The sequence below is a fragment of the Photobacterium sp. DNB23_23_1 genome, assembly GCF_052873815.1.
Map to the genome: position 1 here is coordinate 1 of NZ_JBNNXT010000008.1, position 26,272 is coordinate 26,272.

The window sequence follows — 26,272 nt, forward strand, 5'->3', positions numbered from 1 at the left end:
CTGCCGTTGCCCGTGCCAAAGCGCGTAAGGCTGCCCAACAGGCGCAAGCTGAATCGGCTGAAGAAGCGAAACCTGAGGACGCTGAACCAGCACAAGCCGAGGTCGATCCGAAGAAAGCTGCTGTCGCTGCTGCCGTTGCCCGTGCCAAAGCACGTAAGGCTGCCCAACAGGCGCAAGCCGAATCTGTCGAGGACGCGAAAACGGCCGAACCAGCACAAGCCGAAATCGATCCCAAGAAAGCCGCTGTCGCTGCTGCCGTTGCACGTGCAAAAGCGCGCAAAGCCGCAAAAGAAGCACAAGAAAAAAATGAGGAAAACTAACTGTGGCTTTTAATATTGCAAGCTCTCCCCATGCCCACAGTCGCCGAAGCACCAGTAGCTTGATGCGCACTGTTATCCTTTGTACAACATTGGGCGTTGCAGCCCAATGGTACTTTTTTGGCTGGGGCGTACTGCTCCAAGTCGTATTAGCTGCGACGCTGTGTATCACAACCGAAGCGGTCATTTTAAAATTACGCCAACGCCCGTTAATGCCTTATCTACGAGATAATAGCGCACTATTGACTGGCGTCTTAATTGGCCTTTCCATTCCGCCTTTAGCCCCTTGGTGGATAAGCGTGATCGGCTGCTTGTTTGCGATTGTTATCGCCAAACACCTTTATGGCGGGTTAGGGCAAAACCTGTTCAACCCGGCGATGGTTGCCTATGTTGTTCTGCTTATTTCGTTCCCATTGCAAATGACCACCTGGCTGCCGCCACAGTCATTAGCTGCCGAGCCGGTCACTTTAGTTGATAGTGCAAACGCGATCCTAACAGGCTTCACTCCAGATGGATTCAGTGTCCACCAGCTTCGCATGTCAGTAGACGGCGTAACGATGGCGACACCGCTCGATACCCTGAAAACGTCGCTGACCACAGGTCACACTGCAACAGAGATCCTGTCCGGTCCCGTCTTTGGCCTGATTGGTGGTATCGGTTGGGAGTGGGTAAATCTTGGCTTCTTGCTAGGTGGCCTAATCATGCTGAAAATGCGCGTGATCCAATGGCATATCCCGGTAGGGATGCTGGGTGCCCTATTTATTATCAGCAGCTTGGCATTTATGATCAGCCCAGATAATACGGCTTCACCGCTATTTCACTTATTTTCTGGGGCAACCATGCTCGGTGCCTTCTTCATCGCAACCGATCCGGTTTCAGCTTCGACCACAGTCAAAGGACGTTTGATCTTTGGGGCCTTAATTGGTGTGCTGATCTTTTTGATCCGAACCTTTGGTGGCTTCCCTGACGGGGTAGCATTCAGTGTCCTGCTTGCCAACATGTGCGTACCACTGATTGACTACTACACCCGCCCACGTACGTTTGGCCACTAAGGAAGCAACCATGATCAATGCAATGAAGAAAAATGGTGGCACCCTGGCTATTTTCGCCATTTTGGCCACCAGCTTAGTCTCGATAACCAATATGCTCACTGCTGGGAAAATCGAGCAACAACAGCAACAAGAGCTACTCAAAGTACTCAACCAGGTTATCCCGGCAGAAAGCCATGATAATGAGCTATACAAAAGCTGTACCCTGATCACCAGCGAACAGTACTTGGGTACCGACAGCCCAATGCCTGCGTATATTGCAGAGAAAGATGGTAAGAAAGTTGGTATGGCTATCGAGGCAATTGCACCTGATGGCTACAGTGGTGCCATTAGGCTTATCGTCGGGCTCAATCTTGAGAGTACCGTGACCGGCGTTCGGATCCTAAGCCATAATGAAACCCCGGGGCTTGGTGATAAAATCGAAACCCGCATCAGCGACTGGATTTACAGCTTTACTGGCAAGCGTCTAAACGGTGAGAAAGACACACGCTGGGCCGTACGTAAAGATGGGGGTGAGTTTGATCAATTTACCGGGGCGACCATAACCCCGCGTGCCGTCGTGGGCGCAGTGAAAAACGTCTCGCTGTATTACCAGACCAACCAGCAACGCCTTTTCGAACAGTCACTGAACTGCCAGGGTGAGTGAAAATGATGAATAAAGAACTGATGAAAAATGGCTTGTGGAACAATAACCCGGCAATTGTCCAGTTATTAGGCCTCTGCCCACTTCTTGCCGTTTCAGCCACGGTCACCAATGCCCTCGGACTTGGGTTGGCAACGACTGCAGTGCTGGTAGGTTCAAACTTGATAGTCTCTTTGGTTAGACAATGGGTACCGTCGGAAATCCGTATTCCAGTTTTTGTGATGATTATTGCCTCACTGGTAACCTGCGTACAGTTGCTAATGAACGCCTTTACCTATGGCTTGTATCAATCTCTGGGGATCTTCATCCCACTGATCGTGACCAACTGTATTATCATCGGCCGTGCTGAAGCCTTCGCATCAAAAAATGATCCTATTCCAGCCCTACTGGACGGATTATGGATGGGCTTCGGTATGACAGCTGCCTTGGTCGTATTGGGCGCGATGCGAGAAATTCTGGGTAACGGCACACTGTTTGACGGTGCAGACCGCCTACTCGGCGATTGGGCCGCCTCATTGCGTATCGAAGTATTCAGCTTTGACAGTAGCTTCTTGCTTGCCATCCTACCGCCTGGTGCTTTCATCGGTGTAGGCTTTATGATTGCTCTGAAAAATGTTATTGATAACAAGCGTGAACAGAAAGCCGCCAAAGCGCAGGACAAACCTGTTATTGAGCGCGCCCGTGTCACGACGACGAATTAAAATAATCTTTAACTGCTGGTGAAGGATCACCAGTAGAACAATGTTGGCTTTATCGCTGGAAGTAAGTATGAACAATCAAAAGCGCGTCGAAATTCTGGAACGATTACGTGCGGAGAATCCCCACCCAGAAACCGAACTTAACTGGAGCTCCCCTTTCGAATTGCTGATTGCAGTATTGCTTTCTGCCCAAGCAACTGATGTCAGTGTCAATAAAGCCACTGACAAGCTCTACCCTGTCGCCAATACCCCACAAGCCATATTTGATCTTGGTGTTGACGGTGTCAAAGAGTACATCAAAACCATCGGTTTATTTAATTCCAAAGCAGAGAATGTCATTAAGACCTGTAGGATCTTGCTTGATAAACACGGTGGCGAAATACCCGAAAATCGTGAAGCGCTGGAAGCTTTGCCGGGGGTTGGCCGTAAAACAGCGAATGTGGTACTCAATACCGCCTTTGGCTGGCCAACCATCGCTGTCGATACTCATATCTTTCGCGTATCAAACCGTACCAAATTTGCGATGGGGAAAAATGTCGATCAGGTAGAAGAGAAACTACTGAAAGTCGTTCCGAAAGAGTTCAAAGTAGATGTCCACCACTGGCTGATCCTGCATGGACGTTACACCTGCGTAGCGCGCAAGCCACGCTGCGGTAGCTGCATTATTGAAGATCTTTGTGAATACGGTAGCAAAACAGAAATTTAACGGCTAAATATGCCAGTATTATCACGCCCGCTTAAGCGGGCGTGAGTTTTTCAAACCAATCTAGTTGGTCTCTTGAGCTAGCACCACAGCACATTAGGCGTTATCGGTGTTATACCAACCTACATAAATATTTGATCAACGACTTATCCAGATTGGTATTACTCAACTTTGCCGAAATATTCAGTGACCGTTGCGACGAAAGACTCATCATTACTGGTTGGATCGTTAAATTCAATGGAGTAATAAGGCATGATGCTATCTTTTAGCTTCTCAGCAATTTGCATCTCTAGATTATCTACGCTGACTGTACTGACAACCTCATAGCTCTCGGCACGGTTAAGCTCCATCTCTTCAGCCTGTTCTTTGGTTATGCGCTGTGATTTTATTTCAGCCGATAACTCTTTATTAATTTGGTCAGCACTGCTGTCTACTACCACGTCATTCTGAGCAAACGCACAGCCAGCACCGAACAGCATAATCCATAGAATGTTTTTCATAGCCACCACCTTACTTAGTTATTATTCCCCAATAAATCTAGCTTGTTGGGAGTAAGTTGATGTATACAAATTTAAGACTGCACATTTTTGCTAGCAATTTAGCGCATTAAAAGTGGTGCTAAATAATAGTACGGCCAAGGGAAATGACAACCCGGCGGTTTTTATTACGACCAATTGGCGTGCTGTTGTCTGCAACAGGGCGTCGCTCACCGTAGGCTTCCACCTGAATTCGGTCTTCCGGAAGGCCCATCGCCATAAAATAGTCCTCTAAACGCTCAGCACGGCGCTCAGACAAGGATTGATTTGCCATTTTTCCACCTTGGCCATCGGTATAGGCCGCAACCAAAACCAAATCAACATCATCACTATAGCGTACAAAATCTGAAATCTGGGCTAGGCGCTGCTGCGACGCTTTGTTGAGTTGATCGCTACCCTGATCATAGTGAAGTACCGTAAACGCGATATCTTCAAAGCTGTACGGCAACAAATTATTCAGGCACTGGCTGAACTGATTGTACGCAGGACGGAAGGTTACCGCTGACAAAGCCACATCAATACGTTTGTTCCGCTGCTGCCAGTCCTGATAACTGAATGTAGGGTAACGCCCCGCTTCTAACTCAGACAATATGACCCAAGCTGTTTGCCCCCCCACATAGCCGTCAAACTGTTTGAAGAAGGTTAGGTTAGTGATCGGCTCTGCCGCAACTCCCGGCATCCAGCGCGGTGGCATCGAGACAAGATTAACATTGCGAGTCTCCCCCATAGGCCGGCGCATCTTCAATTCGAAATCGAGGTTGATTTTTTTACTGGCTTTGGACGTAAATAGGGCCTCGCCATAATTGGGAATCGTATGAAGCATCCGACATTCCAACGGTGTATCTACCGCTACTTTCCACGTGGATTGTGACGGTTGAGCAACATAAACAGGTGTTGCGTTCGCTGCACTGGCCATCACCATGGCGAATAGTGGTGCCACAGTGCAATATTGAATTTTCGAGATAGCCATTTTTCCACCCATTGCTGCTGTCCTGCCCTTCACGCTGCCTGTTCGTGCGTGATATTTTACGGCTCTTTATTTTATATCGGAAAATACCGAAAAAACTTTATACCCAGTCACTCACCTTTCCGTTGCATGATGTTGCATTAGAGCAGGGAAAGGTTTAGCTCATCCATCGAATCTGACATAATGGCCGACTATTTTACATTGATTTGCCGGTTTATGAGCCAAGATAACGAACTAAATACTTTGAAAAGTCGCTTTCGCGGCTACTTCCCAGTCGTCATTGACGTAGAAACTGCAGGCTTCAATGCCAAAACGGATGCACTGCTTGAGATCTGTGCCGTCACACTTCAGATGGATGAAGATGGTTGGCTGAAACCCGCGACGACTCTGCACTTTCACATCGCCCCGTTCGAGGGCGCAGTGATCCATAAAGAAGCCTTGGATTTCAATGGTATTCGCGACCCATTCAGCCCACTACGTGGCGCGGTTTCGGAAGAAGCGGCCCTGAAGGAAATTTACAAGCAGATCCGCAAAGAACAAAAAGCACAAGGCTGCTCTCGTGCCATCATGGTGGCCCATAATGCCAACTTCGACCACAGCTTTGTCATGGCAGCTTCAGAACGCGCGAAGTTGAAGCGCAACCCATTCCACCCATTTGCAACATTCGACACCGCAGCATTGAGCGGTTTGGCGTTCGGACAAACCGTATTGGCCAAAGCTTGTGCCACAGCCGGAATCGATTTTGATAACAAAGAAGCCCATTCCGCACTGTACGATACCGAAAGAACCGCTGAGTTATTTTGTGAGATTGTTAACAAATGGAAAAAATTGGGCGGGTGGCCACTGCTAGAAAGTCAAACAGACGATAGCGCCGACACCGAATAATTCAAACAACCCATACTCATAAGACCTCTGACCAAGCCCTTTAAAGTTGGGCTTGGTCACACTTCGATTCAAACAAGCCCATCGTTTTATGCCATTGTTTTAAACAAAAGCTAATCAAACATCGCTCAATTAGACATGTTTTTCAAAAACAATGCGTTACACTAGGTTAACAATTCTAAATTCCCGTTTTATACTGCCCAAACTGTTTCATATTGTTTCAAGTGGTATCACCACATAAACGATAACCTCTGGCTATTTATCGTTTATGCGTCCCTGCGTGTGAACAAATATGCTGTTCCCCTGTCGCTAAGGACTCCCTCCGAAACCCCGTGGTTCAGTAACACCTTTTTGCGTTTTTCATTCATGGATCGAAGAACAAGAAGCAACCAACTCTAAAAGGCACGTATAATAATGACGAAAAAAATTACTCTAACGGCCCTTGCCGTATCCGCTGCGCTCCTCAGTATCAACGCTCATTCCGCCGGATTTCAAGTTAACGAACATTCTGCTGCCGGCCTTGGACGCGCTTTCTCCGGGGAAGCAGCTATTGCAGACAATGCCTCGGTCATAGCTAGAAACCCTGCCGCTATGACAATGTTCGACCGGATGCAGTTTTCCGGTGCTATCTCTTACATCGACCCACAAGTAGATATCACAGCGCAATCAAGCGGTGAAAAGGCCACAGATGTTGCACCAACAGCCGTCGTTCCAGCAGGCTACTTCATCCAGCCAATTAACAACAAGTTTGCTTGGGGTCTGGCAATGTTTTCCAACTACGGTTTTGCCACTGAGTACCCATCCGATTTCACTTATGGCACCGATGCAGGTACAACCGACCTTCTGACCCTGAACCTTAATCCTAATATTGCTTACCGTATCAACGAAAATTTCAGTATTGGTGCAGGTGTTAACTTGGTGTATGCCGATGCTGAGCTAATTCGCCACTACGGCGGCCTTCAGCCATCAAACCCAAGTGCAGATTTCCTAAAGCTAGAAGGAGATACTTGGGAGTGGGGTTGGAACATCGGTTTCCTTTATGAAGTAAACAAAGATAACCGATTCGGCCTTAGCTACCGCTCGGAAGTTGAACTGAAGTTTGATGGTGACTTCACCGACTACACCGGTGCGTTTCTAAAAGATGGGGATGCAGACGATACCGTACCCGGCAAACTGAACGTGATCACCCCGGCTATCGCTGAGTTTGGCGGCTTCCATCAGCTAAACAACCAATGGGCAGTTCACTACGGCGTACAGTGGGTACAGTGGAGCAAGTTCAAAGAGCTACGTGCCACCAGCGATCAGTGTGTCGACAATTTGTGCCTACTTAAAGAAGAAGACTTTGACGATAACTTCCGCTATTCCATTGGTGCAACCTACAACCTAAACCCAGACTGGATCCTTCGTGCCGGCTTTGCATTCGATGAGCAAGCAGGCCAATCAACTCTAAGTATCCCTGATACCGATCGCTACTGGTACTCCGCTGGCTTTACTTACAACTACAGTAACCAGATGACGTTCGACTTTGGCTTTACCTACCTCTACGGCAAGAGCAATAGCTTCGAAGAGAGCGGCGAGACATTCCACGCCAGCAATGATGCGTACCTAACCTCTGCGCAGATCAATTACATATTCTAAACCGCTAGGTAGACATAAATTCAGTTAAGGGAACACCACAATGAAAAAAAGTATTTTAGCACTGAGCATTGCAGCCTCATTGGCACTGGCAGGCTGTGGCAATGACGCCAAAGTCGAGAATAAAGTCAGCTACGAAGATCACATCGTCAAAAGCCTACAAGCCGATACCAAAATCAAATTTGATATATTGACCGCCCCTATCCTGCCAACGTTCTTGGCCATGGACAGCACTGACGGGACACTCTCAACCGAAGGTAGTGTGGGTGATGACAACTACAACACGGATCTGTCCGATCCGTTAACCGCATTGGGTAAAACAGACGGCTGGAGTGTCTCGCAGCCAATCGTTGTGCCGTTCGATGGCGATTTAAATATGGTGAGCGCACAAGGCGCTTTCCACCTGATTGAGACCACCAGCCCGCTTTCTGGCGACCTGCAGGTGAAAGATCTCTTGGTCAATGGTGAAGATTTCACAGTTGTGACCCAGAGTGGCAATCTAACCGTTATTCCGACCAATCCATTGAATCCAAAATCAGAATACATGTTCGCAATTACCGATACCTTGGTTGATGGCGAAGGCGAACCGGTAGGTATGTCTGAGTCATATGCTGTGTTGAAAACAACAGTTAAACCACCAAGCAGTGACCTTATTGATGCACAAAAAGTCACCCATGCAATAGAAGCTACTATCGCAAAGGCTAAGGATATCGATTCCGAATCAATCATATACTCAAGCTGGTTCACAACAGCTTCTGTCGGCGATGTGCTTGATACCACCAAAGCCATCATTGCCCAGACAATTGCCACGGTACAAGCCGGAGGTAAAGCTGAAGATGTCTTAAAAGGTGAAGCCAATCCAAATAATGTGGACTTGAGTAGCTTGTACCAAATGAATATCAGTGAAGTCACAGATATCGCAAGCTTTTTTGATAGCAATACGACCTTGAGAGCACTGGTTGGTGATGACCAAGCCACCATTGATGCGCTAGCGGCTGGTTACGCGAGCAACGGAATAAAGATTTACACTGGTACCGTCAGCCTGCCAAACTTCCTCAACAGCAACACTGAAGATGAAGCATGGAAGAAAACGCCTTGGCAAAGTGCAGTACCTAGCCTTGCCAAGATCAGTAACGTCATGACCAGCGGTTCCGATGCCGATAAGGCTGCCGTTCAAGCTTCGTTAGACGGTATTGATATTGCTAAGCTACTTGCTGGCGACAGTGCCGAGTTCATCAAGCTGATTGGCCTTAAAGTCACTCTAGCTGATGGTTCGCAACTTGACGAAGAGCGTCTAGTCACCCAGTACAGTCCACTACCGCAAATACAATCGGTCGATCAAGTACCGGTGCTGATGCTCCTTCCTCCTAACGCAACACCAGGCGCTGTCGTTTACCAGCATGGTATTACTTCAGTTAAAGAAACCGCTTACCTATTTGGTGCTCAACATATCGGTGCTGCAGCGGCTAACTTTCTTGCTCCGAAAGCCATTGTTGCTATCGACCACCCACTTCATGGTGAACGTGCCCTTGCCGATGGTACAGTAACAACCGGAGCAACCGCTGACGTTTATATGAATCTGGAATACTTAAACGTTGCCCGTGACAATATTCGCCAGAGTATCATTGATGATCTCGGTGTTCGTACATCACTAACCGTCATGGCAATGAGTGGACTACCTACCTTCCCAAGCTTGAACGTCATGGATGTCAGCTTCTTCGGTCATTCACTGGGCGCGATTACTGGTATTGGTACTTACCGCTTGGGTAATGACAACATGGGCATACCTGCTGCGGATGCGATGTTTAACTTCACCTCAGGGGCATTTGCCAACCCAGGCGGCGGTATCCCATCTCTATTGCTAGAGTCTGCAACCTTCGGCCCAACGATTAAACACTCACTATTAGTGGGTGCGGATGAAGCGGCGTATATTGCAGCCTGCGGGAGTGTCGAAGACGGCGGCGCATGCTTTACAACTTTCTATAACAGCCTAGATGATACAACCAAAGCCAAGGTTGACAGTACATTCACTTCCTTTGCCTATGCGGCTCAAACGGTATTGGATACCGTTGATCCATATAACCTAGCAAGCAGTGTAAACGGTCCGGTGTATGTGATGCAGGCAGAGGGCGATACTGTAGTACCAAATAAGACTGGGATGTTTGGTATTGGCGGTACAGAGCCACTCGTGAAGCAGCTAGATCTGACCGCGTTAACAGGGAGTATTACTGGGGAAGTTAAACACATCGCCCGCTTCAATGCTGATGTTTCAAAAGCCCAACACAGTACAGTTATTGGTCCACAACTTGTAGACGGTGAAGGCAATCCTATATCACCTTCAGAGGCTCAAGCTGCAACTAATGAAGCTCAACTACAAGTCGTCACCTTCTCAGCGAGCGCTGGACAAGGCGTTATGGTCGGTGATGACACGCTGATAAAATAACGCCATTGGCATAAGTGACAACCAAAAGGCTAGCCTCTCGGCTAGCCTTCTTTTTATCTACACTCTCGATCTTACAGGTCGTCAGTATGCTCAGACAGGTACGCAGCCACACCCTGTGGTGACGCATCCATGCCCTCTTTACCTTTCTCCCACTGTGCAGGGCATACTTCACCATGCTCTTCATGGAACTGAAGGGCATCAACCATACGCAGCATCTCATCAATATTACGACCCAGTGGTAGGTCATTAACGATCTGATGGCGAACTAGGCCTTCTTTATCGATCAAGAATGAGCCACGGAACGCCACACCCGCTTCTGGGTGTTCAACATCGTAAGCCTGACAGATTTCATGCTTGGTATCGGCAATTAGCGGATACTGGACAGGACCAATACCACCGTCTTCAACGGCTGTATTACGCCATGCATTGTGAGAGAACTGAGAGTCAATGGATACCCCAATCACTTCCACGCCTTTAGCTTGGAAATCAGCTAAACGTTTGTCAAAGGCGATCAGCTCCGATGGGCAGACAAAGGTGAAATCAAGTGGATAGAAGAACAGCACCGCAGGCTTGCCTGCAATATGACTGTGTAGGTTAAAGGCATCAACAATTTCACCGTTACCAAGCACTGCTGCTGCAGTAAAATCAGGGGCCGGGCGGCCAACTAGAACACTCATAACAAACTCCATGTTGTTGACTTAGGTTATCTTCTGGTTTGATAACCAAAACCAAAGTAAGGCGAAACAGCAATACTTATGTACTGCTGCCGAATATTCATACAAAAATAGCGAAACCAGTATAAACAGGGTAAGGTGACAAGGCTTAGACATGCTGCACATTAAAAGAAAATTCCCTCACAACATGAATTTTTATTCTACATGTTGTAAATTAATTTCCTTTGAGCAGAACAGCCAGAAATAAATAACAAATATTGCACATAACGTGCAAACCTCAAGCAATTCACGACATAACACAATGGACGGATCTTAAGTTTATGAACCCAGTAGTAATATCGGTATGCGTCATGCTTTTACTCGCATTATTGCGAGTAAACGTTGTTGTAGCGCTTACCTTCAGTGCCATTATTGGTGGCCTGATTGGCGGGATGCCTCTTTCGGAAACCATTTCAGCTTTCGAAGGCGGTTTGGGTGGCGGTGCCACTACGGCATTAAGCTATGCCATGCTAGGTACTTTTGCTGTTGCGATTTCTCGCTCTGGCATTACCGATGTCCTAGCGCAAAAAGTGATCAAGCGTATCAGTGGCCATGACAATGCAGCTGCTGCAACGGGCGTTAAGTATTCTGTTTTAATCATTCTTGTGCTTCTAGCCATTTCTTCTCAGAATGCGATCCCAGTTCACATTGCGTTTATCCCAATTGTGATCCCCCCCCTACTTCACGTTTTCGCCAAGCTAAAAATTGACCGCCGGCTGATTGCCTGTGTGCTGACATTTGGTTTGGTGACACCTTATATGGTTCTGCCTGTTGGCTTCGGGGGTATTTTCCTCAACAACATCCTGTTGAAAAACTTGCACGATAATGGCTTAGACGTGACCGCAGGCCAAGTACCGGTTGCCATGTTATTGCCTGCATTAGGGATGGTTTTCGGCTTGCTGTTGGCGACTTTCTTCACCTACCGTAAACCACGCGAGTACTCTGAAGAGAAAATCCTAGCATCAGAGCCGGAACACAAAACAATCAACATGCAGCATGTTTACATTGCTGTAGGTGCAATTGTAGCGGCTCTCGGTGCCCAACTTTACAGCGGCTCGATGATCGTCGGTGGCCTTGTCGGCTTTATGGTGTTCACCTTTGGCGGTGTGATCAAGTGGAAAGAAACCCACGATGTATTCACCAAGGGTGTGCATATGATGGCGATGATCGGCTTTATCATGATTGCCGCTGCAGGCTTTGCCTCTGTCATGAAAGCCACGGGCGGGGTTGAAACACTGGTTAACTCGCTGGCTGATATCATTGGTGACAACAAGCCGTTGGCGTCACTGTTGATGCTAGTTGTTGGCCTTCTGGTAACTATGGGTATAGGTTCTTCGTTCTCGACTATCCCTATTCTGGCAACCATCTACGTGCCACTGTGTTTGACCTTCGGCTTTTCACCGCTGGCAACCGTTGCACTGGTAGGTACAGCCGCAGCATTGGGTGATGCAGGCTCACCAGCTTCTGACTCCACACTAGGTCCAACAGCGGGCCTTAACGCAGACGGACAGCACGAGCACGTATGGGATTCGGTTGTCCCAACATTCCTGCACTACAACCTACCGCTTATTGCATTTGGTTGGCTTGCTTCTATGGTGCTATAGCACAATTAAATTAGGTCATACACCTAACAATCACATAGGCCAGCCGGTTTTCCGGCTGGCCTTTTTTGTGCCCAATGTCCGAAATCCTCGTCGAACAAAAAATCATACACAGGCATTGGGACAAGTTTACCGGCTAATCAAATTTAATCACTGTAATGTCCGCTTGCTCAAACTCAAAACCACCCTCTGTACTCTCACCGAGCAATTAATACCAATCTGGATAAGTAGTTGATCAAGTATTTGCACAGGAAAAATAGTTGCTATCAAGGCAGATATTGCATATCGAGAGACGTTCATACAAAAACACCCCAAAGGTCAAAAACCACCGGGGTGTTTCAAAAAAGCGGTAAATAGAACAAGGCCACAGCCTTCTTCTATAAGCCAATTTTATCTTTAACGATTACTCTGCAGATGCTTCGCCGTCGCGACGCTCAGCCGCTTCTTTTACCAATGGCTGAAGTTCACCTTTCTGGAACATCTCGATAATGATGTCACAGCCGCCAACGAGCTCACCTTCAATCCATAGTTGAGGGAAAGTTGGCCATTGTGCGTAGGCTGGAAGCTCAGCGCGGATATCTGGATTTTGCAGGATATCGACGTAAGCAAATTTTTCACCACATCCCATCAGCGCCTGTGCCGCCTGAGAAGAAAAACCACAGCTTGGTAGTTTTGGTGAGCCTTTCATGTACAACAGAATAGCGTTTTCAGAAATCTGTTGTTTAATTTTGTCGATGGTTTCCATAGCTTCCTCTTACGACTTTGCTTTTAAGTTGACTATCACAGACATCATTCTACTTGGTCACGCGCCGGAAAAAAACGCCTAAAGAAAATAAGGATATTATTTTTCACTTCTTTTTAACCTTCAGATCTTTTAATAAAGAAAAAACTTGCTAAAATGATTTCACTGTCACAATTTAGACCAATACCTAGCGGTATAGTAATTCAGTGACAATAGTCAGTTTCAAATAATAAGTTGGCCTTAGCCGACTGGAAGTAATGTCAAGGGAAACGCCCCTTAACCAAAATGGAGAATCGAGCAATGGCATTCGAACTACCAGCTCTACCTTATGAAAAAAATGCTCTTGAGCCACACATCTCTCAGGAAACTTTGGAATTTCACCACGGCAAGCACCACAATACATACGTGGTCAAGCTAAACGGTCTTATCGAAGGTACTGAGCTTGAAGAAAAATCCCTAGAAGAAATCGTTAAGACTTCAACTGGTGGTGTATTCAACAATGCAGCTCAAATTTGGAACCACACTTTCTACTGGCACTGCCTAGCACCAAAAGCTGGCGGTGAACCAACAGGTGAGGTGGCTGACGCTATCAATACCGCTTTCGGTTCTTTCGAAGCATTCAAAGCAAAGTTCACTGACTCAGCAATCAACAACTTCGGCTCATCTTGGACTTGGCTTGTTAAGAAAGCTGACGGCTCTCTAGACATCGTTAACACGTCTAACGCTGCTACACCACTAACAGAAGAAGGTGTAACTCCTCTTCTAACTGTTGACCTGTGGGAACACGCGTACTACATCGATTACCGCAACCTACGTCCAGACTACATGAACGGTTTCTGGGCACTGGTTAACTGGGACTTCGTTGCGAAGAACCTAGCAGCTTAATCGCGCTAACATCCACCTAATTCAGCTCAACAAGTTGCTTTAAGCGTTATGAAAACGCCTGCTCTTCTGTTAACCAGATAGAGCAGGCGTTTTTTTAGCACTATGGCACGGCTGACAAGAAACTTAGTGCTTTTCAGCCAAGATGATACGCAAAGTACGACGTAGCGGCTCAGCAGCACCCCACAGCAACTGGTCACCGACAGTGAACGCATTAAGGTAATCATCGCCCATTGCCAGTTTACGCAGACGGCCAACAGGAACAGATAGGGTTCCGGTTACTTTAGTTGGACTCAGCTCTTGGGCTGTCACATCACGATCATTCGGGATCACTTTTACCCAATCGTTATGTGAAGCGATGATTTCCTCCACCTCGTCCATTGGCACAGCTTTCTTCAGCTTCAACGTCAGTGCCTGGCTATGACAGCGCATTGCACCGATACGTACACATGTACCGTCGATTGGAATAGGCTTGCTATCAAGGCCGAGGATCTTGTTGGTTTCTACCGACGCTTTCCATTCTTCCTTGCTTTGGCCATTATCGCGCTTCACATCAATCCAAGGGATCAACGAACCCGCTAGCGGTACACCAAACTCTTGAGCCGGGAAGCTCTCAGAGCGCATGGTTTCAGCCACCTTGCGGTCGATATCCAAAATAGACGTAGATGGATCAGCCAATTCACTAGAAACCGCATCGTTGATCACGCCCATCTGGCTGATCAGCTCGCGCATGTTTTTCGCACCAGCACCTGATGCCGCTTGGTAGGTTTGAGAGGTCATCCACTCAACCAAACCCGCTTGATACAAACCACCCACAGCCATCAGCATCAGGCTCACGGTACAGTTACCACCTGCGAAAGTATTCACACCCTTGTGCAGGCCTTGTTTCATCTGTTCATAGTTCACAGGATCAAGGGCAATAATGGAGTCTTGTTTCATGCGCAAAGTTGATGCCGCATCAATCCAAAAGCCTTTCCAGCCTGCTTGACGTAATGCTGGGTATACTTTCTCGGTATAACTACCACCCTGACAGGTGATAATCGCATCCAACTGTTTCAGGCGTTCAATATCAAACGCATCCTGAAGGACGCCAGCTTCCTTACCAAAATTCGGGGCTGGGATCCCAATTTGGGACGTAGAGAAAAAAACTGGCTCGATGACATTGAAATCACCTTCTTCAACCATACGTTGCATCAGGACAGAGCCCACCATGCCTCGCCAACCCACTAATCCTACTTTCATCATCTGCACTACTCTCCCTGATCATTGTTCTATCGGTATAACTATTGGCATTCTGGTTAGACCATTTCAAGAGCAGTCCCCAATAGTTATAACGACAGGCAGGCCTCCATCTATAGTAATTTCAGCCCCGAAACTCAAGCATAACTTGCAAAAAACCTGTAAAAAAAATCACCACACAGTGAACAAATCCAGCAAATAATATTACACCCTACGGTGATGAATGATAAACCCCCACATGGACTTTGGTGAAATTTCGGGCTAGAAGGCAAAAAACATAGCTCAAAACGCACTTCAAGCGTGAAATAACCAACAAAAATATGACTAAAAAATGAAATCTTTACCGAATCTCCACAAGCAGTTCGCATTACTTGTTTTGATCATTTCACCACATATTGATAACCTACCATGACTCGATTTAGCGAATCTTAATTCTAGAATACCACCTAAATTGTGATTACATCATCTATCTATTAATGAAATGTCACAAATAGAAACAACATGAAAAGCAGACAAAAAACATACAGAAAACAAATTAATCACGCTAATTCAACAACAATTCAAAATGCAAACGTACTATTTTAAAGGGTACTGGCTGCATTTTGTATCAGATCACATCTAGAGACATTTTCTATCGTGAGCATGAAATCTATCCGCTAGAGTAGCGGCAAATCAATGCCAACACTCTTTAACTGGCCATTTTGGTCATCAAAATCATTAAAAATTAATTCCTTGGGGCAAAAATACACAGTTCAAAGGAATAATCATTATTTACAGGCTCGAACTTACAAGGTTAGAAGTATGAACAAACAGACTGTAAAACTACCGTCGCTGACTCAGGTCTTTATCGCTCTCGGTATTTTTCTTGCGCTGGCTTTCTCTTTTACTGCGAAACTCGATTTACCTATCCAGTTAGCGCTTTACATCGGCTGGTTCGTGATCATGGCACTGGGCATTAGGCTTGGTCATGATTATAAATCGCTAGAAACAGCAGCAACCAAAGGCATTGCTAACGGCTTGGGTGCCGTGCTCATTTTGCTCGCAGTGGGTGCGCTTGTCGGTACTTGGATTGCTGGTGGTATTGTTCCAACTATCATTTATTACGGACTTAAAGCCATTCACCCATCCATCTTCTTACTTGCCACTATGCTGATCTGTTCTATGACGGCGCTGGCAACCGGTACCTCTTGGGGTGCTGCAGGTACCGCTGGTATTGCAATGATGGGGATTGGCCAGGGTCTGGGGATCCCGGCTCCAATGACAGCGGGTGCGGTGCTATCCGGCTGTTACTTCGGTGACAAAATGTCACCGCTATCGGACTCGGTAATTCTAGCTTCATCAATGTCGAATGTAGAGATTGTCGAACACATCAAAGGCATGCTACCAATTGCTCTTATCAGCTACATTATTACCGGTATCCTCTTTACCGGGGTTGGCATTCATTATGCGGGCAATGTCGACATGTCTCAGGTTGAGTCTGTTATCGTTGCGATGGATCAGCAGTTCGTGATCTCGCCATTCTCATTCGTACCAGTGATCATAGTTCTTGCCCTACTGGCTTTACGGCTTCCTTCTTTCCCGGTTATTTCTCTGGGTTCGCTACTGGGTATTATCTGGGCAGTAATGGTTCAAGATATGGACCCACTGGTTGCATTCAACACCGCTTGGGCCCCGTTCTCTATTGATTCAGGTGTCGACTTCATCGATGCCATCCTTAACCGTGGCGGCATGTCATCAATGCTAGGCTCGGTGGCTGTTATCATCTTTGGTCTTGGCTTCGGTGGGCTTCTGGATAAGGTTGGAGTCCTACAAACCATCGCAAAAATATTCGAAAAACGTGTCAACTCTGCTGGTAGCCTATCGGTGTCAACAATTGCTACAGCTTTCCTAGGCAATGTCTTCGGCTCGGCGATGTATGTATCACTGATCCTAACGCCAAAAATTTGTGCCAAGAACTACGACCGCCTCGGTTACCAGCGTAAGAACCTCTCTCGAAATGCAGAGTTCGGCGGTACCCTGACATCAGGCATGGTCCCTTGGAGTGATAACGGTATCTACATGGCCAGTATTCTAGGTGTCGCAACCTTCTCCTATGCGCCGTTTATGTGGCTGAGCTTTGTGTGCATTATCGTCACTATTGTCTCGTCGTACATGGGTTGGTTCGTTGATCGCTGTCCTCCAACTGTCGTCACAGACGAAGCTGGAGAAGAGAGTCAGTCACAAGCGACTCAGAGTCCACAACAAACAGCTTAAGTTTCTTCGGTGGCAAATTGTAAGGGCGCCTCAAGGGCGCCTTTTATTTCCAGTCAAGAATATAGTTGTAAACAAACATTAACCAAGATTAGACTAACCAGCCGGCAACAACACGCAGAATTATCATTCCTACCCAGCCTCAAAAACACCGTTCAAACACTAAAAACACACCACTGAAATGATTAATTAATAATAAAAAAACAATTAATCATGCTTAAAAACATCAGTTAGAAATATTATCTTTTGTTAATAGGATATTAATGTAGATCACGATCACAAATACCAGCCATTAGACCCATTGGATTAGTATTGAGTAGCACATATTGACCCCCGTCAATTATTTCCTCATGAGATCGGGGACAATGACCTCGTTTCTTTTTTGAGGACTCTGTAACAGCCGCTTTCTTTGTGAAGAAATGTTACAGATTCCTTATTTTGGCCAATCGGCCTTTTTGATTCCTAAGAGGTTACATATGAGCAATCCAGCAGAGAAAAACCAAAAGGTAACGATAGGTGCATACATTGCCCTAGCGTTCGCTTTTGTGTTCTTTTCCGGTTTACTGCAAACCAACGAGTGGTACGGTGTATTTGATTTCAACACACTGAACGGTTCATTCGGTACAATGGCAAACACTGTCACTACAGCTGCTGACGGTGCAGTAGAAGTAACACAAACCACTATGCGCGGTACTGGCGGTAGCGGTGCACGTGACGGTTTCCTATTTGCCCTAACATTGGTTCCTACCGTAATGTTCGCATTGGGTATGATTAATGTTCTTGAGCACTACGGCGCCCTAAACGCAGCACGTAAGCTTCTAACTCCATTACTTCGCCCGCTAGTCGGTCTTCCTGGCGATACTGGACTTGCACTGATCGCTTCTCTTCAGAACACTGACTCTGGCGCATCAATGACCCGCCAGCTGCAAGAAAGCGGCCACATCAACCAGCGTGAAACCGATGTGTTTGCGATGTTCCAGTTCTCTGCCGGTGCCACCATTGTTAACTTCTTCTCTTCTGGCGCGGTATTGTTCACTCTAACCTACGCTGACGGCAGCAACGCAGTAACCTCTTCAATTGGTCTGGCTGTTGTGATCATGTTCGTGATGAAATTTGTAGGCGCGAACATCTTCCGTCTATACCTAGCTGCCACTGATAAGAAAAACAACGTTTCTACTGAGAAGGAGACCGCATAATGTCTCAAGCAACTAAAAAACCAATGGTTACTGATATCTTCGTAGAAGGCGCGAAGAAAGGCTGGGCTATCTCGACGAGCTCTACGATCCCGAACGTACTGATGGCATTCGTGATCATCAAAGTGCTTTCTCTTACTGGTGCACTTGACGCTATGGGCGTTTTGTTCTCACCTATCATGGGTATCTTCGGCCTACCAGGTGAAGCCGCCGCGGTATTGATCGGTGCGTGGATGTCGATGGGGGGTGCGGTTGGTGTGGTAATCACCCTGTTTGACAGCGGTATCCTTGACGGTAACCACATTGCTATCCTGGCTCCAGCTATCTACCTAATGGGTTCTCAGGTTCAGTACCTTGGCCGTATCCTAGGTGTTATCGGTACAGAAGGCCGCCACATCCCAGTAATGGTTGCAATTTCTGTCCTAAATGCATTCGTTGCTATGTTCGTAATGAACATCCTAGTGTAAATACCTTTAAGGGGGCATTGCCCCCTTTTTCCTGTCGCTATTCCTACCCGTACAGGGTTCTCTCAGGAGCTAATATGAGTTTCTCACTGCAAGATTACTTGGAAGAACTACGCCCGCTAATCGATGTCGACTGCGGTACGCTAACCAAAGAAGGCATTGAAGTTATTGCCAACCAGATGGAACAAAAATACGTTGATCTGGGCTGGAACGTGAAGCGTGTTGATTGTGGCATCGCCGGAACAGGCCTTGAAGTGCGCAATAAGCCAGATGCTGAACACATTGACGTAATGCTTATTGGCCACATGGACACCGTTTTCCCTGTTGGCACCGTAGCTGCTCGCCCAATGACGTTTGATGAAAAGCGTGCCTACGGCCCTGGTGTCTCTGACATGAAATCTGGCCTGCTAAACGTTGTTTACACCCTGCGTGACATGGATCAGGAAACACTAGATAAACTGTCTATCTGTGTATGCATGAACCCAGACGAAGAAATTGGTTCGCTGCACTCGGAAGAATGGCTAAAGAGCGTTGCCGTTAATGCTAAAAATGTACTGGTTGCTGAAGCAGCCCGTGCTGATGGCTCTTTGGTTAAAGCCCGTAAGGGTATGGCTCGCTACCGCCTGACATTTGCTGGTAAAGCCGCACACGCTGGTAACGAACCACAAAATGGCCGCAGTGCAATCACTGAGATGGCAAACTGGATCTTGGCTATCAACAATCTAACCAATTTCGAAAGCGGCACAACGCTTAACGTGGGCGTGGTTAAAGGTGGTGCAGGTGCCAATATCGTTCCTGATCACGCAGAAGCTGTGGTGGATGTGCGTTTCTGGGACAACGACGAATACGCAGATGCCGACGCTAAGATCCGTGCAATGGCTGAAACGCCATTTGTTGACGGTGTCGCAATTACCATTGACCGCGAAGCACACAAACCATCTATGGTTCCTTCAGAGAAAACAGAGTCTTTGATGGCGTTGGTAGAAGAAGCAGGCCAAGAAGTGGGCATCAACATCACATGGCAAGAAGTCGGTGGTGGTTCCGATGCAAACCTAACAGCGGTAATGGGTATCCCTACACTGGATGGCCTTGGCCCTGCCGGTGCTGGTTTCCACAGCGCTGATGAATACCTTGAGCTTGAAACAATCGAGCCGCGTATCCAGCTACTGAAAAAAGTACTAACCAAAATCGCAGGCTAATCTAACGATAGATTACCCAGCATAAAGAAGGGCGCGCAGATGCGCCCTTTTTAATCCCCATTTATCACCTATCCTCTATCCCGATCCTTTTCATTCACCCGGTACGCTGCTAAGTATTTTTTCCGCACTTTTACAAGGTGACGCTGAGCCAAATGTGTCTGTGCCTTCAAGGATACACTCATCTCATTTCCATATAAATTCGCTGCCTATTAATAGGCTACCTAAATTTAAAACAGCGTACAATAATACTAAGCCAATCCATACAATCCGATACAAATAGCAGAACCACCCCACATAAGTAGCATTTTATATGAATGTTATTGGCGGAAATGATCTCGATCAATGACGCTGCTTCGCTTTCCTCGTATTCTCGCACTATAAGTTGCAATATAAATACACCTTTAAGGAATGCAATAATGTCGAACTTAGCAATGTTTTGTCATCAGTGCTCGATGGCCCAAACTGGCGGCTGCGGTAGCACGGGAAAAACCCAAGGCACCTGTGGTAAAGACGAAAACCTTTCTCGCCTTCAAGATATTATGATTTTCGGTCTGAAAGGCCTTTCTGCTTACCGTACCCACGCCGATGATCTGGGTGCAGATACTAAATCGGTTGATGACGTAATTGCCGAAACCCTATATTTCACACTAACTAACGTTAACTTCAGCTTTGAGCAGCACATTGCCCAATTGATGAAAATCGGTGGTGCCGGTAGCGAGATGATGTCTCGCCTGGGCGAAGCCCACCATGGCCGCCTAGGGATCCCTACCCCTGTATGCGTGCCACAAAACAAAGCTGAAGGTAAAGGTATTCTGGTTACCGGCCACGACCTTGAACTGCTTGAGCGACTGCTTATTGCAACCGAAGGTAAAGGTATCAACATTTATACCCACTCAGAGATGCTACCTGCACACGGCTATCCAGAGCTGCGCAAATACAGTCACCTAAAAGGTAACGTTGGTAAAGCTTGGTTCGACCAAAAGCAGCTATTCCAAAAGTGGAACGGTACCATTATCGTGACCACTAACTGTATTGTTCCGCCAACAGGCCGCGCAGATTATGCCGACCGTCTATACAGCTACGGTATTGTCGGCATCGATAACTGCCGCCAGCTTGAAGACGACTTCTCTCCACTGATCGAGCAAACACTGAGCCTGCCGGATATCGAAGGCTTCGACAGTGAAGACACCCTGATGACCGGCCACAACTACAAGACGATTCTTGGTTTGGCACCGCAGATCCTAGAAGCGGTCAACGAAGGCAAGATCAAGCAGTTCTTCGTCGTGGCAGGTTGTGATAAGCCAGGAAAACCAAATGATTACTTCCGTGAGTTGGCTCTGTCTATCCCTGACGATTGCGTCATCCTGACGTCTTCATGCGGTAAGTTCCGTTTCAACGACCATGATTTTGGTACGGTTCCGGGCACTGAAATCCCACGCTACCTTGATCTTGGCCAGTGTAACGACAGCTACGGTGCCGTGATGATCGCGCTGGCACTGAGCGATGCAATGGGCGTTGCTGTTAACGATCTGCCGGTGAATATCGTTCTGTCTTGGATGGAGCAAAAAGCGGTACTGATCCTATTGGCACTGTTCAACTTGGGTATCCAGAATATTTACCTTGGTCCTAACCCACCGGAGTTTGTTAACGAAGATATCTTTGCCTTCCTCCAGCAGCAATTTAACCTGCAGCTAACCGGTAATGCCAAAGATGACTTGGCCCGCATGCTAAACCCTCAACCGCAGCTAGACGTGGTTGAAGTGTAAATCGCACTAATGCCCTCGGGCCGGCCCTCTGCTACCCACTAGGGGTCGGCCCACCCTATTAAAAAAACTATAAACGCAGCAACCTGTTTGCCTGTGTCGATTACCTGTACCTGTTAGCCCTATGGAGCTAGTCATGTCTACTCATCAAAAAAGCCAATCGCAGTTTGTTACCATGGACGGCAATGAAGCCGCCGCGTCTATTGCTTATCGCTGCAATGAAGTGATCGGTATCTACCCTATCACTCCATCTTCTCCGATGTCGGAAGCCTGCGAGACATGGGAATCCCAGCAGAAAGAAAATATCTGGGGCCAAGTACCCCGAGTGCTCGAAATGCAATCCGAAGGCGGGGCCGCCGGTGCCGTTCACGGTGCCTTGATGGCTGGCGCCATGTCGACCACTTTCACATCGTCGCAGGGTTTACTGCTTAAAATCCCTAACATGTACAAAATTGCCGGGGAGCTTACCCCATTTGTCATGCATGTTGCCGCCCGTACCCTTGCCACTCATGCATTGTCGATCTTCGGTGATCACTCAGATGTTATGGCTGTACGCCAAACAGGCTTTGCCATGTTGGCAGCAGGTAGCGTCCAGCAAGCCCATGACTTTGCTCTTATTAGCCAAGCGGCAACACTAGAAAGCCGAGTACCCTTCGTGCATTTCTTCGATGGTTTCCGTACCTCGCATGAAATCAATAAGATCAAACTGATTGATGATACGACCCTGCACACCATGGTGGACAACGAGCAGGTCAATGCCTTCCGCGAACGCGGGCTAACCCCTGATGCGCCGAGCATCCGAGGCACAGCGCAAAACCCAGACACCTTCTTCCAAGCCCGTGAAGCATCGAACCTGTTTTATCAAGCGTGTCCTGATATTGTCGCGAGCAAAATGGCACAATTTGCCGAGTTGACCGGCCGCGAATACCGCCCGTTTGACTACTACGGCCATCCGCAGGCCAATAGCGTTATCGTCGTGATGGGCTCAGCCTCTTCAACAGTAAAACAAGCCGTTGACCACCAACTGGCCCTCGGCCAAAGAGTTGGCGTAATCACCGTACACCTATACCGTCCGTTCTCTTTAGCACACTTGATAGAGGTGCTACCGACCTCTGTCACAAATATTGCCGTACTTGATCGCACCAAAGAGCCCGGTGCTGTGGGTGAACCACTGTACTTGGATGTTATGGCAACCTTGCAGCAAGCCGTTGCCAACCAGCAGTACCCTCAAATGCCAGCCATTGTGGGCGGCCGCTATGGGCTTTCTTCCAAAGAATTCACCCCATCCCATGCCGCGGGTATTTTCAATGCCATGCGTGAACAGCAACTCAAGCATTCATTTACCGTTGGGATCGTCGACGATATCACCCATTTATCACTGCCGCTGCCAATCTCTATCGATGTAGAGCCCGCAAGCCGTTTGCGTGCATTGTTCTATGGTATTGGTGCCGACGGTACGGTCAGCGCCAATAAAAACACCATCAAGATCCTCGGTGAAAATACCCCTCTTCACACCCAGGGGTACTTTGTCTATGATTCAAAGAAATCAGGTGGCATCACTACCTCGCACCTGCGCATCGATCCCCAGCCAGTTGAAGCCCCCTACCTGATTGAACAAGCAGACTTTATTGCCTGCCATCAGTTCCAGTTCATCAACAAATTGGAAATGTTCGAAAAGGCCGCGCCTAAAGCCACCCTGCTTCTCAACAGCCCGCACGATGCCGATACCATATGGCAGCACCTGCCACGTGAAGTCCAGCAGGTCATCATAGGCCGTCAGCTAAAACTGTATGTCATCGATGCAGTCAAACTCGCCCGCGACCTTGGCCTGAAAAACCGCATCAACACCATCATGCAAGCGGGATTTTTTGCCCTTAGCAACTTAATGCCACTTGAAGAGGCACTCGGGCAATTAAAGGCAGCCATTGAGAAAAGTTACAGCAAACGTGGGCCAGCCATTGTTGAGGCTAACCATGCTGCAGTTGATGCCGCCGTCGAACATATTCAGGTTGTCGCTATTCCAGATGACGTCACCAGTCTCTTCCGTCGTCAGCCGGTAGTGAGCGAAAACGCGCCAGAATTAGTCAAACGTGTCAGCGCGATGATGATGGCTGATAAAGGTGATCAACTGCCTGTCAGCGCCTTCCCAGTAGACGGCTGCTGGCCGACGGCCACAACCCAATGGGAAAAACGCAACATTGCGCAGGAAGTACCTGTCTGGGAAGAAGATCTGTGTACCCAATGTAATATCTGTACCTTAGTGTGCCCGCATGCCGCCATCAGAGCTAAGACAGTCGCCCCCGGTGAACTTAGCGATGCGCCTGACGGTTTCAAGCATACCGACTACAAGCAGCGCGACTTCAAAGGCCAGGCCTATACCTTGCAGGTGTCGCCAATGGATTGTACCGGTTGTAACCTGTGCACCACGGCGTGCCCGGCCAGTGACAAGGACAACCCGGCCCGCAAGGCCATCAATATGGTACCCAAGCAACAAGTCATTGAGCAGCAAAACACAAACTATGAGTACTTCCTGCAACTGCCTGAAGTGGAGCGCATTGATATCAAACGTATCGATGCCCGTACCAGTCAGCTTCTACAGCCATTGTTCGAATACTCTGGTGCCTGCTCTGGTTGCGGCGAGACATCCTATGTCAAATTGCTTACCCAGCTATTCGGTGACCGCTTACTGATCGCCAATGCAACCGGCTGTTCATCGATTTATGGCGGTAACCTGCCGACCACACCTTATGCGATTAACAGTGATGGTCGAGGCCCTGCTTGGGCTAACTCGCTGTTCGAAGACAATGCCGAGTTCGGCTTGGGTATGCGCTTGGCATTAGACAGCAAACGCCACCATGCCCTGTCATTGCTTGATACTGCGCGCGATATTATTCCGGCAGAGTTAATTGAACAAATCCGCGAGGATGCCTTCGATAACAGCGAAACAGCTGTCGTGCGCCAACGTGGCAACCTTACCCGTCTGCGTGCCGCACTGCCTTACTCTATGCGCCAGCTAGATATTTGTGCCGACGACTTGGTGGCGAAAAGCAATTGGATTGTCGGGGGTGACGGTTGGGCTTATGACATTGGCTATGGCGGCCTGGATCATGTGCTTGCTGGGGGTGATAACGTCAACGTTCTGGTAATGGATACCCAAGGTTACTCCAACACCGGTGGCCAGCAATCCAAAGCCACACCGACCGGCGCCGTCGCCAAGTTTGCAACCCAAGGCAAAACCAGCCAGGGCAAAGATTTGGCGCTCAATATGATGATGCACGGCAACATCTATATCGCCAAGATCGCGCTGGGTGCCAATATGAACCAAACCATCAAAGCCCTTCAGGAAGCAGAAGCCTATCCGGGGCCATCCTTGGTGATCGCCTACTCACCTTGCATTACCCATGGTTTTGACATGGCTGAAGGTGTTGAGCATCAACAACTGTTAGTCGACTCCGGTCTATGGCCATTGTTCCGCTTTGATCCGCGCCGGATTGCCAAAGGACGCGCAGCATTGCAGATGGACTCGAAGCCAGCGAAAAAAGACATCGAGGAGCTGATCGGCCGTGAAGCGCGCTTCACCCAGATCAAACGCAGGGATCCGGCACGCTATGAGCAGAACCTCAACCGCCTTCGCCAACAGGTCAGCCACAAGCAACAGCTACTTGAACAACTCGCCCAGTGGAAACCAGAGCAAGACGCGAACAAGTAACCAATACAGAATTATTAGTAAACCCAAAGCTCACAAAGCGGCTGGCCAGACAATTTTACCGTTTGAAGCCAGCCTGCACCAAACGCTAGGAGACATAAAAAATGGCTAACATCGGTATTTTTTTCGGTAGCGATACCGGCAACACTGAAAAAGTCGCAGAGAGAATCGCAGCGAAACTGGCATTAGACCCTCAGGATATCGCAGGTAACAGTAGTGACATTTTTGATGATTATGATCTACTTATTCTTGGCACACCAACGGCTAACTACGGTGAAATGCAGCCTGACTGGGACTATTTTGTACCGGAAATGGAAGATGCCGATCTAAACGGTAAAAAAGTGGCGCTATTTGGCCTTGGCGATCAGGTGGATTACCCTGATAGTTTCCTTGATGCCATGGGCGAGCTAGCAGAAATGGTTGAAGAAGCCGGTGGTGAGCTAATCGGCGAATGGCCTACTGATGGCTATGAGTTTAATGATTCACGAGCCGTAAAAGACGGGAAGTTTATCGGTCTGGCACTGGATGAAGACCGCCAGCCTGAGCTTACCGATGATCGAATCGCAACATGGCTTACAACCCTAGGCCTGTAGACTACGTTCGAAATGAAGCTGAAATAGTAAGGGCTGCCAATGCAGCCCTTTGTT

General features: G+C 47.9%; 21 protein-coding genes and 1 pseudogene. 17 read left to right on the top strand and 5 right to left on the bottom strand.

Going from position 1 to position 26,272, the window contains the following annotated elements; translation table 11 throughout:
* The 5 genes and pseudogenes from ACVA53_RS07050 to nth form a co-directional block, all read left to right on the top strand.
* A pseudogene (locus tag ACVA53_RS07050) lies at positions 1–320 on the top strand (electron transport complex subunit RsxC); the annotation flags it as partial.
* A 2-nt stretch (positions 321–322) separates the two neighbouring features.
* Positions 323–1,369, top strand: coding sequence for an electron transport complex subunit RsxD (gene rsxD / locus ACVA53_RS07055; RefSeq protein WP_446504787.1), 1,047 nt, complete (start codon positions 323–325; stop codon positions 1,367–1,369).
* Positions 1,370–1,379: 10 nt separating this feature from the next.
* Entirely contained in the window at positions 1,380–2,012 is a 633-nt protein-coding gene (gene rsxG, locus ACVA53_RS07060; RefSeq protein WP_255042036.1) for an electron transport complex subunit RsxG, read from the top strand.
* 2 nt (positions 2,013–2,014) lie between these two features.
* Positions 2,015–2,710 carry an electron transport complex subunit E gene (locus tag ACVA53_RS07065; RefSeq protein WP_446504788.1) on the top strand — a complete coding sequence of 232 codons (696 nt, stop codon included), beginning with the start codon at positions 2,015–2,017 and terminating at the stop codon, positions 2,708–2,710.
* A gap of 67 nt (positions 2,711–2,777) precedes the next feature.
* The gene (gene nth, locus ACVA53_RS07070; RefSeq protein ID WP_446504789.1) at positions 2,778–3,413 is read left to right on the top strand and encodes an endonuclease III; all 636 of its coding nucleotides are present in this window, start codon (positions 2,778–2,780) and stop codon (positions 3,411–3,413) included.
* A gap of 158 nt (positions 3,414–3,571) precedes the next feature.
* On the opposite strand, the gene ACVA53_RS07075 is transcribed toward nth, so the two are convergent.
* Positions 3,572–3,910 carry a hypothetical protein gene (locus ACVA53_RS07075; RefSeq protein WP_255042033.1) on the bottom strand — a complete coding sequence of 113 codons (339 nt, stop codon included), beginning with the start codon at positions 3,908–3,910 and terminating at the stop codon, positions 3,572–3,574.
* A 118-nt stretch (positions 3,911–4,028) separates the two neighbouring features.
* Positions 4,029–4,868, bottom strand: a complete 840-nt coding sequence (gene motY, locus ACVA53_RS07080) for a flagellar protein MotY (RefSeq protein WP_446504841.1) — start codon at positions 4,866–4,868, stop codon at positions 4,029–4,031.
* 261 nt (positions 4,869–5,129) lie between these two features.
* Between motY and rnt the strand changes: the two genes are divergently transcribed.
* The 3 genes from rnt (at position 5,130) to ACVA53_RS07095 (ending at position 9,873) form a co-directional block, all read left to right on the top strand.
* The gene (gene rnt, locus ACVA53_RS07085; RefSeq protein ID WP_255042032.1) at positions 5,130–5,798 is read left to right on the top strand and encodes a ribonuclease T; all 669 of its coding nucleotides are present in this window, start codon (positions 5,130–5,132) and stop codon (positions 5,796–5,798) included.
* Between the two features lie 411 nt (positions 5,799–6,209).
* Entirely contained in the window at positions 6,210–7,433 is a 1,224-nt protein-coding gene (locus ACVA53_RS07090) for an outer membrane protein transport protein (protein ID WP_446504790.1), read from the top strand.
* A gap of 40 nt (positions 7,434–7,473) precedes the next feature.
* Positions 7,474–9,873 (top strand): VolA/Pla-1 family phospholipase, encoded by a 2,400-nt coding sequence (locus ACVA53_RS07095; RefSeq protein ID WP_446504791.1) that lies wholly within the window; start codon positions 7,474–7,476, stop codon positions 9,871–9,873.
* Between the two features lie 71 nt (positions 9,874–9,944).
* Here the strand turns inward: ACVA53_RS07095 and ACVA53_RS07100 are convergent, their stop codons facing one another.
* Positions 9,945–10,550 carry a peroxiredoxin C gene (locus ACVA53_RS07100; protein ID WP_446504792.1) on the bottom strand — a complete coding sequence of 202 codons (606 nt, stop codon included), beginning with the start codon at positions 10,548–10,550 and terminating at the stop codon, positions 9,945–9,947.
* A 317-nt stretch (positions 10,551–10,867) separates the two neighbouring features.
* Between ACVA53_RS07100 and ACVA53_RS07105 the strand changes: the two genes are divergently transcribed.
* A complete protein-coding gene (locus ACVA53_RS07105; RefSeq protein WP_255042025.1) occupies positions 10,868–12,190 on the top strand; it encodes a Na+/H+ antiporter family protein in 1,323 nt (440 codons plus the stop codon).
* 400 nt (positions 12,191–12,590) lie between these two features.
* Here ACVA53_RS07105 and ACVA53_RS07110 read toward each other — a convergent pair whose 3' ends face one another.
* Complete coding sequence (locus ACVA53_RS07110) at positions 12,591–12,932, bottom strand: Grx4 family monothiol glutaredoxin (protein ID WP_255042023.1); 342 nt, start codon at positions 12,930–12,932, stop codon at positions 12,591–12,593.
* A 297-nt stretch (positions 12,933–13,229) separates the two neighbouring features.
* Here ACVA53_RS07110 and sodB point away from each other — a divergent pair, with 297 nt between their 5' ends.
* Entirely contained in the window at positions 13,230–13,814 is a 585-nt protein-coding gene (gene sodB, locus ACVA53_RS07115; protein ID WP_255042022.1) for a superoxide dismutase [Fe], read from the top strand.
* 123 nt (positions 13,815–13,937) lie between these two features.
* Here the strand turns inward: sodB and asd are convergent, their stop codons facing one another.
* Positions 13,938–15,053 carry an aspartate-semialdehyde dehydrogenase gene (gene asd / locus ACVA53_RS07120; RefSeq protein WP_255042095.1) on the bottom strand — a complete coding sequence of 372 codons (1,116 nt, stop codon included), beginning with the start codon at positions 15,051–15,053 and terminating at the stop codon, positions 13,938–13,940.
* A gap of 798 nt (positions 15,054–15,851) precedes the next feature.
* On the opposite strand from asd, the gene nhaC reads away from it, so the two are divergent.
* The 7 genes from nhaC (at position 15,852) to fldA (ending at position 26,218) form a co-directional block, all read left to right on the top strand.
* Positions 15,852–17,303, top strand: coding sequence for a Na+/H+ antiporter NhaC (nhaC, locus tag ACVA53_RS07125; protein ID WP_446504793.1), 1,452 nt, complete (start codon positions 15,852–15,854; stop codon positions 17,301–17,303).
* A 473-nt stretch (positions 17,304–17,776) separates the two neighbouring features.
* Positions 17,777–18,496 carry a nucleoside recognition domain-containing protein gene (locus ACVA53_RS07130; RefSeq protein ID WP_255042018.1) on the top strand — a complete coding sequence of 240 codons (720 nt, stop codon included), beginning with the start codon at positions 17,777–17,779 and terminating at the stop codon, positions 18,494–18,496.
* Entirely contained in the window at positions 18,496–18,960 is a 465-nt protein-coding gene (locus tag ACVA53_RS07135) for a YjiG family protein (RefSeq protein ID WP_039469360.1), read from the top strand. Before ACVA53_RS07130 ends, ACVA53_RS07135 begins: the two co-directional genes overlap by 1 nt.
* 74 nt (positions 18,961–19,034) lie before the next feature.
* The gene (locus ACVA53_RS07140) at positions 19,035–20,156 is read left to right on the top strand and encodes a M20 family metallopeptidase (protein ID WP_255042015.1); all 1,122 of its coding nucleotides are present in this window, start codon (positions 19,035–19,037) and stop codon (positions 20,154–20,156) included.
* A gap of 416 nt (positions 20,157–20,572) precedes the next feature.
* On the top strand, positions 20,573–21,922 hold the full coding sequence (hcp, locus tag ACVA53_RS07145) for a hydroxylamine reductase (RefSeq protein ID WP_446504794.1): 1,350 nt from the start codon (positions 20,573–20,575) through the stop codon (positions 21,920–21,922).
* Positions 21,923–22,055: 133 nt separating this feature from the next.
* On the top strand, positions 22,056–25,628 hold the full coding sequence (nifJ, locus tag ACVA53_RS07150) for a pyruvate:ferredoxin (flavodoxin) oxidoreductase (RefSeq protein WP_446504795.1): 3,573 nt from the start codon (positions 22,056–22,058) through the stop codon (positions 25,626–25,628).
* 101 nt (positions 25,629–25,729) lie between these two features.
* The gene (gene fldA, locus ACVA53_RS07155; protein ID WP_255042011.1) at positions 25,730–26,218 is read left to right on the top strand and encodes a flavodoxin FldA; all 489 of its coding nucleotides are present in this window, start codon (positions 25,730–25,732) and stop codon (positions 26,216–26,218) included.
* Positions 26,219–26,272 lie beyond the last annotated feature (54 nt).